This is a genomic window from Nocardioides eburneus (assembly GCF_040838215.1).
GTDB classification, from domain to species: Bacteria; Actinomycetota; Actinomycetes; order Propionibacteriales; family Nocardioidaceae; genus Nocardioides; species Nocardioides eburneus.
On sequence record NZ_JBFPJR010000003.1, the window covers coordinates 117,031 to 130,917 of the forward strand.

Genomic DNA, 13,887 nt, shown 5'->3' on the forward strand with positions numbered 1-13,887 from the left:
GTGGGCGCCGCCGCTGCGGGCCGGGTCACTCCACCGACATCAGCAGCGGGTAGCGCTCCTGACCACCGTCGTACACCACCGCGTCGACAGTCGGGTGGTGGTCCTCGAGCCAGGCGGCGGCCGCAGCGGCCAGGCGGCCGTCGGTGTCCTCCTGACCGGAGACGATCGTCACGAGCTCGCCGCCACCGCCGACGAGCCGGCCGAGGATGTGCCGGGCGACCTCGGCGAGGTCGTGGCCGACCTTCACGAAGTCGCCGTCAATGACGCCGAGGACGTCGCCGGGCATGCACGGACCCGCCATCGTGATCGCACGCTTGGTGGCGATCGTGACCGCGCCGTGGCGGGCGTGCCGGGCGGTCGCCGTCATCTCGAGGACATCCTTGTCGAAGCTGCGCCCCGGCTCGTGGACGGCCATCGCGGCCAGGCCCTGGACCTGCGCCTGCGTCGGGATGACCGCGACCTGGATGCCGAAGTCCTCCTCGGCGGCACGGGCCGCGGCCTCGGCCGCGCGCGCCGAGTCGTGGTCGTTCGGCAGCACGATCACTTCGGCGGCGCCGCAGTCGGTGATCGCGGCCAGCAGCAGGCTGCTGGAGGGTCGGCGGCGCGGGCCGCCCTCGACGACGACCGCGCCGGCACTCTCGAAGAGCCGGGTCAGGCCGGGGCCGGCCGCCACGGCGACGACCCGCCGGCCTGCCCGTCCTACCGGGGCACGCGGCGCGACCTGCTCGGCGAAGTGGGTGACATGGATGCTGTGGGGGCGGCCGGCGGCGATGCCCGCCTCGATCGCGGCCCCGACGTCGTCGACGTGGACGTGGACGTTCCAGATCCCGTCGCCGCCGACCACGACGAGCGAGTCCCCGAGCGGCGCCAGCGCCTTGCGCAGGGTGGCGATCTGGCCGTCCTCGGCGTCGAGGAGGTACATGACCTCGTACGCCGGCCCGTCGGCGCGCAGCTCGGTGTGACCCGGCACCGGGATGGTGTGGGTGCCCGGAGCCGTCGGCACGGGCACCGGCCGACGCCCGGTCACGGCGGTCTCGTAGGCGTCGAGCAGCACACTGACGCCGCGACCGCCCGCATCGACCACGCCGGCCTCGGCCAGCACGTCGAGCTGCTCAGGCGTGTGCACCAGCGACTCGCGCGCCGCGCGGGCGGCCGCCGCGATCACGTCGCGCCCGCGCAGCGGTGAGCCCGCGACGTCTCCGGCGTCAGCGGCCTCGACCGCCTGTGCGGCGGCGTCCGCCGCGGCCTTCAGGACGGTGAGCATCGTGCCCTCGCGGGGGTCACCCACGGCGGCGTACGACGCCTCGGCGGCGCTCCTGAGGGCCTCGGCCACGACGACGGCGCGCCGCTCGTGTGGACCGGCCTCGGCGACGCGCCGCATCAGCGCGCCGACCATCTCGGCCAGGATCACGCCGGAGTTGCCCCGCGCGCCCAGCAGCGCGCCGCGCGCGAACGCGCGCAGCGCCTCCTCCGGCTCGACGGGCGCCTCGTCGCGCAGCCGGTCCCGACCGGCTGCGATCGTGAGGTAGAGGTTCGTGCCGGTGTCGCCGTCGGGGACCGGGAAGACGTTGAGCGCGTCGATCTCCTCGCGGTGGGCGGCGAGGGCGTCGGTCGCAAGGTCGGCGAAGGAGTGGATCACCCGGAGGTCGAGCGCTGCCATCCCACCCTCCCTTGCCCGTCGCGGCCCATCTCGGTCTTCCGTCGGCCCACAGGGTAGGGCACCCCGGGGACCAGCGACCCCGTGCCATTCTTCCAGCCCGCCGGGAGGTCGTCGCGGCCCTCCGATTTCGCCCGACGCCGCCGGACCGGATACCATCCTTTGGTTGCCCCGGCCGGATCTCCGGCTCGACCTCGCGGTCGCCGGCGACACCTCGACCTAGACACACGATTCAACCAGGAGTTCACGGTGGCTGCCGTCTGCGACATCTGCGCCAAGAAGCCGGGCTTCGGCAACAACCGGCCGTGGTCCCGCAAGATCACGAAGCGCCGCTTCGACCCCAACATCCAGCGAGTGCGGGCGACCGTCAACGGCACCCCCAAGCGTCTCAACGTCTGCACCTCCTGCCTCAAGGCCGGCAAGGTCACGCGCTGACGTTCTGATCGGCCGAGGGCCGTCACCCACGCGGGTGACGGCCCTCGTTCATTTCGCCGGTCAGGCGGTCCGGCACGGGCTCAGAAATGGGTCCAGCCGGTGGGCCCGTCGTACTCCTCGCCGTCGACCGTCACGAGCGGGCCGTCGGTCCGCTCCCCGACCGCGCCGATGACCGTCCAGCCCTCCGGCAGGGCGGCGTCGGCGGGGAACGTGCCGAGCAGCGCATGATCGTCTCCCCCGCCGAGCACGAAGGTGAGTGGGTCGGCGCCGGTGGCCGACGCGACGGCGTGGAGCGGCTCGGGCACGACCAGGGAATCGGTGCGTACGTCGATCGCGACGCCCGAGTCGGCCGCCAAGTGGCCCGCCTCGGCGAGAAGCCCGTCGGAGATGTCGATCAGCGACGTGGCGCCGGCCTCCGCGGCGGCCGGCCCGGCGGCGTACGGCGGCTCCGGACGGCGGTAGGCCTCGACGAGCGCCCGCGGCGAGCGGAAACCACGCTTGAGGATGGCCAGGCCGCCGGCGGCCCAGCCCTGACGCCCGCACAGGGCCAGGACGTCGCCCGGGCGGGCCCCCGAGCGCAGGATCGGCGCCTTCCTGACCGCGCCCAGGACCGAGACCGCCACGACGATCTGGTCGGCCCGGGTCAGGTCGCCGCCGACGACCGAGGCGTCGACGAGTCCGCACTCGGCGGCGAAGCCCTCGGCCATCTCGACCGCCCAGCGGGCGGGAAGGTCGGCCGGCGCGGCCAGCCCCAGTGTGAGCGAGTGACCGGTGCCGCCCATGGCGTTGATGTCGGCGAGGTTCTGCGCCGCCGCCCGATGGCCGACGTCGGCCGCGTCGCACCAGTCCCGCCGGAAGTGACGCCCCTCCACGAGCAGGTCGGTCGAGACGACGACGTGACCCTGCTTGATGCGCAGCACCGCGGCGTCGTCGCCCGGACCGACGAGCACGTGCTCGCCCTGGGGGAAGTGGCTGACGAGCTCGGAGATCAGTCCGAACTCACCGACGTCGGCAAGCGTGGCATCGCGCGGGATCGGCATGGACCCATCCAACCGTGCCGCGAGATGATGTCCGGGCATTGGGTCCAGGTGAGCGTCCGTCGGCGCGTCACGATAGGTTGACCGGCGGACCAGTGCCAACGAAGGCACCCCCAGCAGCAAGGAGTGCGCAATGGTCGTGCAGGCCTACATCCTCATCCAGACCGACGTCGGCAAGGCCGCCGAGGTCGCCGGCGAGATCGCCAAGATCAAGGGCGTCACCCTCGCGGAGGACGTCACCGGTCCCTACGACGTCATCGTCCGCGCCGAGGCGCGCAACGTCGACGAGCTGGGCAAGCTGGTGGTCGCCAAGGTCCAGACCCTCGAAGGCATCACCCGGACCCTGACCTGCCCGGTCGTCCACATCTGAGCGGATCAGAGCGACTTCACATGTCCTCCCCCGAGCTTCCCGGTCCCATCGCGGTCATCGCCGGCGGTCTCAGCCACGAGCGTGACGTCTCGCTGGCCAGCGGTCGCAACCTCGTGCGGGCGCTGCGCGCGCTCGGCATCGAGGCGGCGCCGTACGACTTCGACCGCGGGCTGCTCCACAACCTGGAGCGCGACAAGGTCGTGGCCGCCCTGCCGGCGCTGCACGGCCAGTTCGGGGAGGACGGCGAGATCCAGACGCTCCTCGAGCTCATCGCGATGCCGTACGTCGGCTCCACCTCGCGCGCCTGCCGGGTCGCCTACGACAAGGCCACGGCCCGCGAACTGCTGCGACGCGGTGGCCTTCCCGTGCCGGACAGCGTCGGCCTGTCGGCCCAGACGTTCCGCGACATCGGCGCCAACGCGCTCATGGAGCACGTCATCGAGCGGCTCGGCGAGCGTGTCGTGGTGAAGCCGTCCCGCGGCGGGTCCGCCCTCGGCGTGACCGGCGTCGACGGACTCGCGACGCTGCCCTCGGCGCTCGTCGGCACCTACGCCTACTGCGAGGAGGCGCTCGTGGAGCGCTTCTACGCCGGGATCGACGTGAGCGTCGTCGTCCGCGAGACCGACGAGGGCCTCGCTCCGCTCACGCCCGTCCACATCGACTTCACCAAGGGCCACGAGTTCGACTTCGCGGCGCGCTACACCGCGGAGTTCGTCGGGCTCGCCAAGCCCGACCTGCCGCAGGACCTCCTCGACCGGCTCGGCGAGACCGCCGTGCGCGCCCACGAGATCCTCGGTCTCCGCGACCTTTCCCGCAGCGACTTCATCGTCAGCCCGGACGGGTCGTTCGTCGTCCTCGAGGTCGCCATCACCCCGGGCACCACCGAGACCTCGGTCTTCCCCTATGCCTGCACGGCCTCCGGGACGTCCCTCGGCGCGGTCGCGCTCGACCTCCTCAAGCGGGCCGTCGCCCGCTCCTGACCTCGACCGGGTCCGCGCTGACCGCGCCCGTCGGTCGCCCCAGGCCGGTCAGCGCAGGCCGGTCAGCGCAGGCCGGTCGGCCGCTCGAGCGCGAGTTTGATGAGCTCGTCGATGAGGTCGGGGTAGCTCAGCCCGCTCGCCTCCCACATCTTGGGATACATCGAGATCGGGGTGAACCCGGGCATCGTGTTGATCTCGTTGACGACGACCTCACCCTCCGGGGTCACGAAGACGTCCACCCGGGAGATCCCCTCGGCGCCGACGGCCTCGAACGCGCGTACGGCGACGTCGCGCACCTTCTCGGCCACCTCGCCCGGAAGGTCAGCGGGCGCCTGGGTGCGGGCTTGGGTGGCGCTGAGGTATTTCGCCTCGAAGTCGTAGAAGTCGACCGACTCGTGGTCGACGACGATCTCGCCCGGCACGGACGCGCGCGGAGCAGCGCCTCCTCGACCGCCCAGCACCGCGCACTCGATCTCGCGGCCCTCGATGCCCTGCTCGACGAGCACCTTGGGGTCGTGGACGCGAGCCGCCTCGATCGCGTGTGGCAGGTCGGCGAGATCGTCGACGCGTGTCACGCCGAGCGAGGACCCGGCCCGCGCCGGCTTCACGAAGACCGGCAGCTTGAGCTCGTTCTGCACCCGCGTCAGCACCTCGGCCCGGCGCTGCTCCCAGTCGCGCGGCGGCACGACGACGTGCGGGCCGACGGCGAGACCGTGGCCCGCGAACACGAGCTTCATGTAGTGCTTGTCCATGCCGACCGCGGAGGCGAGGACACCCGCGCCGACGTAGCGCACGTCCGCCAGCTCGAGGAGCCCCTGGACGGTGCCGTCCTCGCCGAACGGGCCGTGCAGCAGCGGGAAGACCACGTCCACCTCGCCGAGGACCGAGGGAACCGAGCCCGGCTCGAGCACCTGGAGCACCGTGCCCGCCCCGGAGGAGGCCAGCACGACCTCCGCCCCCGACTCGGCGGTGACCTCGGGCAGCCGACCGGAGGCCAGCTCCCAGCGGGCCGGGTCGTCCGAGGCGACCACCCACTGGCCGGAGCGCGTGATCCCGACCGGGATGACGTCGTACTTCTCCCGGTCGATCGCCTTCATGACGCCCGCGGCGGTGGCCGCCGAGATGGCATGCTCCCCCGACCTGCCTCCGAAGAGGAGGGCCACCCGGGTCCTCCGGGCGGGCTGGGCGGGGTCGCTGACGGTCTCAGGCACGGCGTCGAGTCTAGTTGAGCGGTGGGTGGCGCCCGGGATCCCCGGCGCGGGTCGCGACGTTCGCCGTCATGCTCTCGAGGCCACCACAGCGGCCGCGACGTCGTAGAGCCGAGCGCCGTTCGACGCCTTGAACAGGACGACGTCGCCGGGGCGAAGGTGGGCGTCGAGCCAGGCAGACGCCGCGTCGTTGTCGGCCACGGCCACGCTGACGCCGGCGCTCGCCTGCTCCGCGGCATCGTGGATCGCCTCGGCGCCCGGACCGACGACGAGGAGCTGCTGGACGCCGCGCTCGACGGCGTAGGCGCCGATCGCAGCGTGCTCCTGGTCGCTGGTCGGGCCCAGCTCGCGCATCTCGCCGAGCACGGCGATCGTCCGTCCGCCCGCCGCCCCACCGGCCCCGAGCGCCATCAGCGAGTCGAGACCGGCCCGCATCGAGTCGGGATTGGCGTTGTAGGCGTCGTTGAGCACCGTCACGCCGTCGGCGAGCTCGTGCACCTCCATCCGCCACTTCGAGAGCGCGGTCACCGCCGTGAGGCCGTCCACGACCTGCTCGAGCGTCGCTCCGGCCGTCAGTGCGGCGGCGGCCGCCGCCGCGGCGTTCATCACCTGATGGGCGCCCACCACCTTGAGCGCGACCCGCGCGGGGCCGGCCGGAGCCGTCAGTCTGAACGTCGGCCGACCGCCCTGGTCGAGGGTCACGTCGGCCACCGACACCTCCGCAGGGGCACGGCTGCCGAAGGTCACCACCCGCCCGGCGGTGAGGCCGGCCATGGCCGCCACGCGCTCGTCGTCGGCGTTGAGCACAGCCGTGCCGCCCGCCCGGAGGCCGCTCACCAGCTCCCCCTTCGCCGTGGCGATGGCATCCCGGGAGCCGAACTCGCCGAGGTGGGCGCTGCCGACGTTGAGGACGATCGCGACGTCCGGCGGCGCGATGGTGGTGAGCTCGGTGATGTGGCCCCGTCCCCGCGCCCCCATCTCGAGGACGAGGAACCGCGTGGCCACATCGATCCCGAGCACGGTGAGCGGGACGCCGAGCTCGTTGTTGTAGGAGCCGAACGTGGCGACCGTCGGGGCGACGCCCGCCAGGATCGACGCGAGGAGGTCCTTCGTGGAAGTCTTGCCCTGCGAGCCGGTGAGCGCGAGCACGGTCAGGTCGCCGCGGTCCCGCACGACGTCGACGACGTACGTCGCCAGCCGCTGCAGCGCGGCCTGCGGCTCGTCGACGACGACCGTCGGCAGCACGGTCGGACGGCTGCCCAGCGCCGCGACCGCGCCGAGTGACGCCGCCTGCGGTGCGTGCTCGTGGCCGTCGCTGTGCTCACCGACGAACGCCGCGAACAGACTCCCGGCGCCGGCCTCCCGGCTGTCCTTCACGACCGGCCCGGAGACGACCACCTGCTCGGGATCGTCCGAGCCGGTCACCCGGCCTCCCACGACGTCGGCGATCTGTCGTAGCGATAGCGGGATCAAGCGGGCGCCTCCAGTCGTCGGAACGCGCCCACCCTAACCGGGCGCCTGCACCGATTCGGCCCCGGATCGTTAGTGTCGTCGCGTGTCCTCGAACCCGCTGCCCGCCGACCTCTGCCCTGCGACCCGTGCCATCCACGCCGGCCGGCCGCCGCACGACCCCGACCAGCCGCTGAACGTCCCGATCACGATGGCCTCGACCTACGTCGCCGGCGGTGCGAAGGAGTACGGCCGCTATGCCAACGACGCGTGGACCGCCTTCGAGGACGCGCTCGGCGCGCTCGAGGGCGGCCGGGCACTCGCCTTCGCGAGCGGCATGGCCGCGGTGGCCACGGTCCTCGACCTGGTCGGTCCGGACAGTGTCGTCGTCACCGCCCGGCACTCCTACCTCGGCACGCTCGGGGTCCTCGCCGACCTGGAGGCGCGAGGACGCGCGAAGAGCACGCTCGTCGACATCAGCGACACCGCCGCGGTGATCGACGCGATCGACGAGGACACCGCGCTGGTGTGGTTCGAGTCGCCGACCAACCCGGCGATGGAGGTCGCCGACATCCCGGCGATCATCGCCGCCGCCCACGAGGCCGGCGCACGCGTCGTCATCGACAACACCTTCGCCACACCGGTCCTGCAGAACCCGCTCGCGCTCGGAGCCGACATCGTCGTCCACTCCGCGACGAAGTACATCGCCGGCCACTCCGACGTCCTCATGGGCGCGATCGTCGTCGCCGACGACACCGAGGGACAGGCGCTGTACGACGTCCTCAAGGGCCGTCGCGACCTGATCGGAGCGATCCCCGGGGCGTTCGAGGCGTGGCTGGCCCTGCGAGGCCTGCGCACCCTGCCGCTGCGGGTCGAGCGGGCCTCGGCCAACGCCGCCGAGCTCGCCCGCCGCCTCGCCGACCACCCGGCGATCGAGGAGGTGCGCTACCCCGGCTTCGGCGGCATGGTGGCGATCGTCGTCCGTGGCGGCGCCGGGCCGGCCGACGTCCTCGTCCGCGCGACCCGGCTGTGGGTGCACGCGACGTCGCTCGGCGGGGTCGAGTCCACCTTCGAGCGGCGCCGCCGATGGAAGGGCGAGGCGTCGACGATCCCCGAGGGCCTGGTCCGCCTCTCGGTGGGCATCGAGGACGTCGAGGACATCTGGGCGGACCTCAAGGGTGCGCTCGACGGCCTGTGAGCCCGCATCGCGGCTGAGCGGCCGGACCGGTCCGGCCGGGGGCCGCGTGGGTCAGTCGGTCTCGGCCTTCGTCGGCCGCTCCAGCATGGCGTCGACGACGTCGGAGACGGTCATGTTGCCGGCGACGACCTCGTCGACGTACTGCGCGAGCGGGGCGTCGACACCGTGCCCGGCCGCCAGCTCACGGAGCGAGCGGCACGACTTCGCGCCCTCCGCGACCTGGTGGGACGAGCCGACGATCTCCTCGATGCTCAGGCCGCGACCGAGCTTCTCGCCGAACGTCCTGTTGCGCGAGAGCGGTGAGGAGCAGGTGGCGACCAGGTCGCCGAGGCCGGCGAGGCCCATGAGGGTCATCGGGTTGGCGCCGAGGCGCACGGCGAGGCGGCTGGTCTCGGCCAGACCGCGGGTGATCACCGACGCGGTCGAGTTGTCGCCGAAGCCCAGACCGACCGCCATGCCGACCGCGATCGCGACGACGTTCTTGTAGGCGCCTCCGAGCTCGCAGCCGATCACGTCGGTCGAGGTGTAGGGCCGGAACGCCGGGCTGTGGATGCGGCTCTGCAGCGCCTTCGCGACCTGCTCGTCGGCGCACGCGACCACACCGGCCGCAGGCTCGCGCCGAGCGATCTCGGGCGAGAGGTTCGGCCCGCTGACGACCGCGATCCGCTCCGGGCCGGCGCCGGCGACGTGGGCGATGACCTCGCTCATCCGCTCGAGCGTGCCGAGCTCGACGCCCTTCATGAGCGAGACGAGCGGCGCCGTGCGGGGAAGGTACGGCGCCCACTCGGTCAGGTTGTCGCGCAGCGTCTGCGACGGCGTGGCGAGGACCACCAGGTCGGCGGCGTACACCGCCTTCTCGACGTCGTGCGTCGCCGTCACCGACGGCGGCAGCACCACGCCGGGGTGGTAGTCGGCGTTCTCGTGGGTCTCGTTGATGGTGGCGGCGAGCTCCTCGCGGCGCGCCCACAGCGTGACGTCGTTGCCGGCGTCGGCGAGCACGATCGAGAACGCGGTGCCCCACGAGCCGGCGCCGAAGACGGCGACCTTCCCCGTCACGCGGTCTCCCCCGTGGTGCGCTTCTTGTGGGGGTTGCCCGTCGAGCTGATGCCGGCCTTCTTCGGGTCGAAGAGCTCCGCGGGCGGCTCCTCGCCGCGGACGTCGCCGACGAGGGCGACGATGGCCTTCATGATCCGGTCCGTCGCCTCGTTGATGACGGCGGGGGTGTGCTCCACGACCTCGAGGTCCTTGAGGTCGACCGGGTCGCCGACCTTCATCGAGATGAGCTTGCGACCCTTGAGGTTGGGCTTGGCGGAGTACGCCGGCAGCAGCTCCTGCGCGCCCCACTGCCCCACCGGGATGACCGGGCAGCCGGTCTCGAGCGCGATCCGCGCCGCACCGGTCTTGCCCTTCATCGGCCAGCCGGCGGGGTCCTTGGTGATCGAGCCCTCGACGTAGACGACGACGAGCTCGCCCTTGTTCACCGCCTCGATCGCCTCGTCGAGCGCCCCGGCGCCGGCGGCGCGGTCGACCGGGATCTGCCCCGCCGACCGCAGGAAGTAGTTGGCGACCTTGTTCTTGAACAGGCTCGACTTCGCGAGGTAGCGCGACTGCCGGCCGTAGTCCCAGGTGATGTGGGCCGCGGTCAGGGGGTCGATGTGGGAGACGTGGTTGAGCGCCAGGATGCAGCCGCCCGTCTCCGGGATCTTCTCCGCACCCACCCACTCGTGCTTGGTCGTCGCGAGCAGGGTCGGCTTGACGATGGCGACGGCGAGCGTCCATGCCCACCCGCGGCTGTGCTGAAGCTTCCGGTACTTACCCACGGGTGCAGGCTACCGGTCCCCGACCCGCTGCCCGCCACCATGCACCCTGGGGTGGTCTGTCACGATCGGGGCGATGTCCGAGACCGCACGGACGCATGCCGTCCTCCTCCCCGTGAAGCCGCCCGCGCGCGGCAAGTCGCGCCTCGTCGACCTCGACGACGAGGCGCGGGTCGCACTCGCCCGGGCGTTCGCGCTCGACACCGCGGAGGCCTGCCTGGCGGCGGCTCCGGTCGGTGCGGTCCTCGTCGTGACCGATGACGCGTTCTTCGCCTCGGAGGTGCGCGCCCTCGGCTGCGCGGTGATCCCCGACGGCGTCAGCGGCGACCTCAACGGCACGATCGTCCAGGCCGCCGCCGAGGCCAGGCGTCGCTGGCCCGGGCTCGTCCCGACCGCACTCTGCGGCGACCTGCCTGCTCTCCGCCCCGCCGACCTCGCCGAGGCGGTCGGGGCGGTCGCGTCCGGGACGCCGGCGTACGTCGTCGACGCCGCCGGCAGCGGCACGACGCTCTACACCGCGGCGTACGACGCCTTCAGGCCGTCGTTCGGGATCGACTCGGCACGCCTCCACCGGGAGGGCGGAGCGACGCCGATCCCCGGGGACCTCGCCTCGCTGCGCCACGACGTCGACACCCTCGACGACCTCCGCGCCGCCCGGGCGCTCGGTCTGGGCCCGCGCACGATGCTCGCCGCCCTGCAGGCGGGGGTGCGGGACTGACGCGGGGCTGAGAGCCGGCGCCTTCCGCCTGACGGGGTGTACGCCAGCGGAGACGCCCGCTGAGAACGCGAGTGGTCACTCGCGGCATCCCGGACGCGGGTCCGGCTGCCACGAGTGACCACTCGTCACCAGGAGGGGCGCCTCAGGCGTGGATGGTCGCCGGCTTCCAGCTCGGACGGGTGGCCTCGTAGGAGGTGATGTCGTCCGCGTGGGTCAGCGTGAGGCTGATGTCGTCGAGGCCCTCGAGGAGGCGCCAGCGGGTGTAGTCGTCGATGTCGAAGGAGTCCTCGATCGCGTCGGCGCCGTCGCCGGCCCTGACCGTGCGCGACTCGAGGTCGACCGTCACCGAGGCACCCGGGTTGTCGTCGAGGTAGTCCCACAGCTTCTGGACGACCTTCTCGTCGACCTGCGCCGCGAGCAGACCCGCCTTGCCGGAGTTGCCGCGGAAGATGTCGCCGAAGCGGGGGCTGATGACGACCTTGAAGCCGTAGTCCATCAGTGCCCACACGGCGTGCTCACGCGACGAGCCGGTGCCGAAGTCGGGTCCGGCGACGAGGACCGAGCCGGCGGCGTACGCCTCGTTGTTGAGGACGAACGACGGGTCGTTGCGCCAGGCGGCGAAGAGACCGTCCTCGAAGCCGGTGCGGGTGACCCGCTTGAGGTAGACGGCGGGGATGATCTGGTCGGTGTCGACGTTGCTGCGGCGCAGCGGCACGCCGACGCCGGTGTGGGTCGTGAACTTGTCCATCTCAGCTGCTCCAGTCAGTTCGCGGCCACGGCGGGCTCGAGGTCGGCGGGGGACGACAGGGTGCCGCGTACGGCGGTCGCGGCGGCCACCAGCGGCGAGACGAGGTGGGTGCGACCACCCTTGCCCTGGCGACCCTCGAAGTTGCGGTTGGAGGTCGAGGCGCTGCGCTCACCCGGCGAGAGGGTGTCGGGGTTCATCCCCAGACACATCGAGCAGCCGGCGCCGCGCCACTCGGCGCCCGCCTCCTTGAAGACGACGTCGAGCCCCTCGTCCTCGGCCTGGAGGCGCACCCGGGCGGAGCCGGGGACGACGAGGAAGCGGGTGTCCGGGTCGACCTTGTGGCCCTTGATGATCGCGGCGGCCGCACGCAGGTCCTCGATCCGGCCGTTGGTGCACGAGCCGAGGAAGACGGTGTCGACCTTGATCTCACGCATCGGCGTGCCGGCCTCGAGACCCATGTAGGCCAGCGCCTTCTCGGCCGCGATCTTCTCGTCGGCGTCGTCGAAGTCGTCGGGGCTCGGGACGGCGGCGCCGAGCGGGACGCCCTGGCCCGGGTTGGTGCCCCAGGTGACGAACGGGGTGATCTCCTCGGCGTCGAGGACGATCTCCTGGTCGAAGGTGGCGTCCTCGTCGGTGACGAGCGTCTTCCAGTGGGCGACGGCGGCGTCCCAGTCGGCGCCCTTCGGCGCCTCGGGGCGGCCCTCGATGTAGCGATAAGTGGTCTCGTCCGGCGCGATGAGACCGGCCTTCGCACCCCACTCGATGCTCATGTTGCAGATCGTCATGCGAGCCTCCATCGAGAGCTCGCGGATGGCCTGTCCGCGGTACTCCACGATGTAGCCCTGGCCACCGCCGGTGCCGGTCTTGGAGATCAGCGTGAGGATGAGGTCCTTCGCGCTCACGCCCTCGGGCAGCGAGCCGTTGACCGTCACGGCCATCGTCTTCGGCTTGGCCTGCGGCAGCGTCTGGGTCGCGAGGACATGCTCGACCTCCGACGTACCGATGCCGAACGCGATGGCGCCGAACGCGCCGTGCGTGCTCGTGTGGGAGTCGCCGCAGACGATGGTCATGCCCGGCTGGGTCAGACCCAGCTGCGGGCCGACGACGTGGACGATGCCCTGCTCGACGTCACCGAGCGGATGCAAGCGTACGCCGAACTCCTCGGCGTTGTGACGCAGCGTCTCGACCTGCTTGCGGCTCACCGGGTCCGCGATCGGCTTGTCCCAGTCGAGCGTCGGGATGTTGTGATCCTCGGTCGCGATCGTCAGGTCGGGGCGGCGGACCTTGCGACCCGCCAGCCGCAGGCCGTCGAAGGCCTGCGGGCTGGTCACCTCGTGAAGGAGGTGAAGATCGATGTAGAGGAGATCGGGCTCCCCAGGGGTCGACCGGACGACATGCTCGTCCCACACCTTCTCCGAAAGTGTCCTGCCCATGACGCTCTCCATCCCTCTCGCGGTCAACGCCGACCGCACGTCTCGTTGTACGTCACACACATTAGCCGTTGCATCCCAGTTTGTGAGACGTTAATCTTGCCATATGGACACCTCAAGCGGAGTGGGCGTGCTGGACAAGGCCGCCCTGGTGCTCACCGCACTCGAATCCGGCCCGGCCACCCTCGCCGGGCTCGTCGCCGGCACGGGCCTCGCCCGCCCGACTGCTCATCGTCTCGCGGTCGCGCTCGAGCACCACCGCCTGGTCGCCCGCGACATGCAGGGCCGCTTCGTGCTCGGTCCGCGCCTCGCCGAGCTCTCCGCCGCCGCCGGCGAGGACCGCCTCCTCGCGACCGCCGGCCCGGTCCTCGCGCGACTGCGCGACATCACCGGCGAGTCCGCGCAGCTGTGGCGCCGCCAGGGCGACTTCCGCGTCTGCGTCGCGGCCGCCGAGCGTCCCTCCGGCCTGCGCGACACCATCCCGGTCGGCTCCCAGCTCACCATGCGCGCGGGCTCGGCGGCGCAGGTGCTGCTCGCGTGGGAGGACCCCGAGCGGATGCACCGCGGCCTCCAGAACGCCGCCTACTCCGCCGCCGCCCTCTCCGGCATCCGGCGCCGCGGCTGGGCCCAGTCGGTCGGTGAGCGCGAGGCGGGTGTCGCCTCGGTCTCCGCGCCCGTCCGCTCCCCCGGCGGCAAGGTCATCGCCGCCGTGTCCGTCTCCGGCCCGCTCGAGCGGCTCACCCGCCAGCCCGGCAAGATGCACGCGCCCGCGGTCCTCGCCGCAGCCGAGCGGCTCTCCGAGGCGCTGCGCCGCGCCGCCGCCGAGTAGTCACCCGTCCT

Annotated in this window: 14 protein-coding genes; 6 read left to right on the plus strand and 8 right to left on the minus strand. The window is 72.4% G+C overall.

Annotation, left to right across the window (positions count from 1 at the left end):
- Positions 1-25: 25 nt before the first annotated feature.
- Positions 26-1,660, minus strand: a complete 1,635-nt coding sequence (locus AB3X52_RS02550) for a DAK2 domain-containing protein (RefSeq protein WP_367991208.1) — start codon at positions 1,658-1,660, stop codon at positions 26-28.
- 246 nt (positions 1,661-1,906) lie between these two features.
- On the opposite strand from AB3X52_RS02550, the gene rpmB reads away from it, so the two are divergent.
- Positions 1,907-2,092: a 50S ribosomal protein L28 gene (rpmB, locus tag AB3X52_RS02555; RefSeq protein WP_135080083.1), complete on the plus strand. Its 186-nt coding sequence runs from the start codon at positions 1,907-1,909 to the stop codon at positions 2,090-2,092.
- Between the two features lie 80 nt (positions 2,093-2,172).
- On the opposite strand, the gene AB3X52_RS02560 is transcribed toward rpmB, so the two are convergent.
- Positions 2,173-3,132 (minus strand): thiamine-phosphate kinase, encoded by a 960-nt coding sequence (locus tag AB3X52_RS02560; protein ID WP_367991209.1) that lies wholly within the window; start codon positions 3,130-3,132, stop codon positions 2,173-2,175.
- Between the two features lie 130 nt (positions 3,133-3,262).
- Between AB3X52_RS02560 and AB3X52_RS02565 the strand changes: the two genes are divergently transcribed.
- Positions 3,263-3,499 (plus strand): Lrp/AsnC family transcriptional regulator, encoded by a 237-nt coding sequence (locus AB3X52_RS02565; protein ID WP_367991210.1) that lies wholly within the window; start codon positions 3,263-3,265, stop codon positions 3,497-3,499.
- Positions 3,500-3,519: 20 nt separating this feature from the next.
- On the plus strand, positions 3,520-4,479 hold the full coding sequence (locus AB3X52_RS02570; RefSeq protein ID WP_367991211.1) for a D-alanine--D-alanine ligase family protein: 960 nt from the start codon (positions 3,520-3,522) through the stop codon (positions 4,477-4,479).
- Positions 4,480-4,541: 62 nt separating this feature from the next.
- Here the strand turns inward: AB3X52_RS02570 and AB3X52_RS02575 are convergent, their stop codons facing one another.
- Together AB3X52_RS02575 and AB3X52_RS02580 are read right to left on the minus strand one after the other, a co-directional pair.
- On the minus strand, positions 4,542-5,690 hold the full coding sequence (locus AB3X52_RS02575) for a D-alanine--D-alanine ligase family protein (protein WP_367991212.1): 1,149 nt from the start codon (positions 5,688-5,690) through the stop codon (positions 4,542-4,544).
- A 66-nt stretch (positions 5,691-5,756) separates the two neighbouring features.
- On the minus strand, positions 5,757-7,112 hold the full coding sequence (locus tag AB3X52_RS02580; RefSeq protein ID WP_367991213.1) for a UDP-N-acetylmuramoyl-tripeptide--D-alanyl-D-alanine ligase: 1,356 nt from the start codon (positions 7,110-7,112) through the stop codon (positions 5,757-5,759).
- Between the two features lie 130 nt (positions 7,113-7,242).
- On the opposite strand from AB3X52_RS02580, the gene AB3X52_RS02585 reads away from it, so the two are divergent.
- The gene (locus AB3X52_RS02585) at positions 7,243-8,334 is read left to right on the plus strand and encodes a trans-sulfuration enzyme family protein (RefSeq protein ID WP_367991214.1); all 1,092 of its coding nucleotides are present in this window, start codon (positions 7,243-7,245) and stop codon (positions 8,332-8,334) included.
- Between the two features lie 51 nt (positions 8,335-8,385).
- Here AB3X52_RS02585 and AB3X52_RS02590 read toward each other — a convergent pair whose 3' ends face one another.
- Positions 8,386-9,390 carry an NAD(P)H-dependent glycerol-3-phosphate dehydrogenase gene (locus tag AB3X52_RS02590; protein ID WP_367991215.1) on the minus strand — a complete coding sequence of 335 codons (1,005 nt, stop codon included), beginning with the start codon at positions 9,388-9,390 and terminating at the stop codon, positions 8,386-8,388.
- Positions 9,387-10,154, minus strand: a complete 768-nt coding sequence (locus tag AB3X52_RS02595; protein WP_367991216.1) for a lysophospholipid acyltransferase family protein — start codon at positions 10,152-10,154, stop codon at positions 9,387-9,389. Before AB3X52_RS02595 ends, AB3X52_RS02590 begins: the two co-directional genes overlap by 4 nt.
- Positions 10,155-10,227: 73 nt before the next feature.
- Here AB3X52_RS02595 and cofC point away from each other — a divergent pair, with 73 nt between their 5' ends.
- Positions 10,228-10,869, plus strand: a complete 642-nt coding sequence (gene cofC, locus AB3X52_RS02600; RefSeq protein WP_367991217.1) for a 2-phospho-L-lactate guanylyltransferase — start codon at positions 10,228-10,230, stop codon at positions 10,867-10,869.
- 142 nt (positions 10,870-11,011) lie between these two features.
- Here the strand turns inward: cofC and leuD are convergent, their stop codons facing one another.
- Together leuD and leuC are read right to left on the minus strand one after the other, a co-directional pair.
- On the minus strand, positions 11,012-11,617 hold the full coding sequence (gene leuD / locus AB3X52_RS02605; RefSeq protein ID WP_367991218.1) for a 3-isopropylmalate dehydratase small subunit: 606 nt from the start codon (positions 11,615-11,617) through the stop codon (positions 11,012-11,014).
- Between the two features lie 14 nt (positions 11,618-11,631).
- The gene (gene leuC / locus AB3X52_RS02610; RefSeq protein WP_367991219.1) at positions 11,632-13,050 is read right to left on the minus strand and encodes a 3-isopropylmalate dehydratase large subunit; all 1,419 of its coding nucleotides are present in this window, start codon (positions 13,048-13,050) and stop codon (positions 11,632-11,634) included.
- A gap of 103 nt (positions 13,051-13,153) precedes the next feature.
- Here leuC and AB3X52_RS02615 point away from each other — a divergent pair, with 103 nt between their 5' ends.
- Positions 13,154-13,876, plus strand: a complete 723-nt coding sequence (locus AB3X52_RS02615; protein WP_367991220.1) for an IclR family transcriptional regulator — start codon at positions 13,154-13,156, stop codon at positions 13,874-13,876.
- The last annotated feature ends 11 nt before the right edge of the window (positions 13,877-13,887 follow it).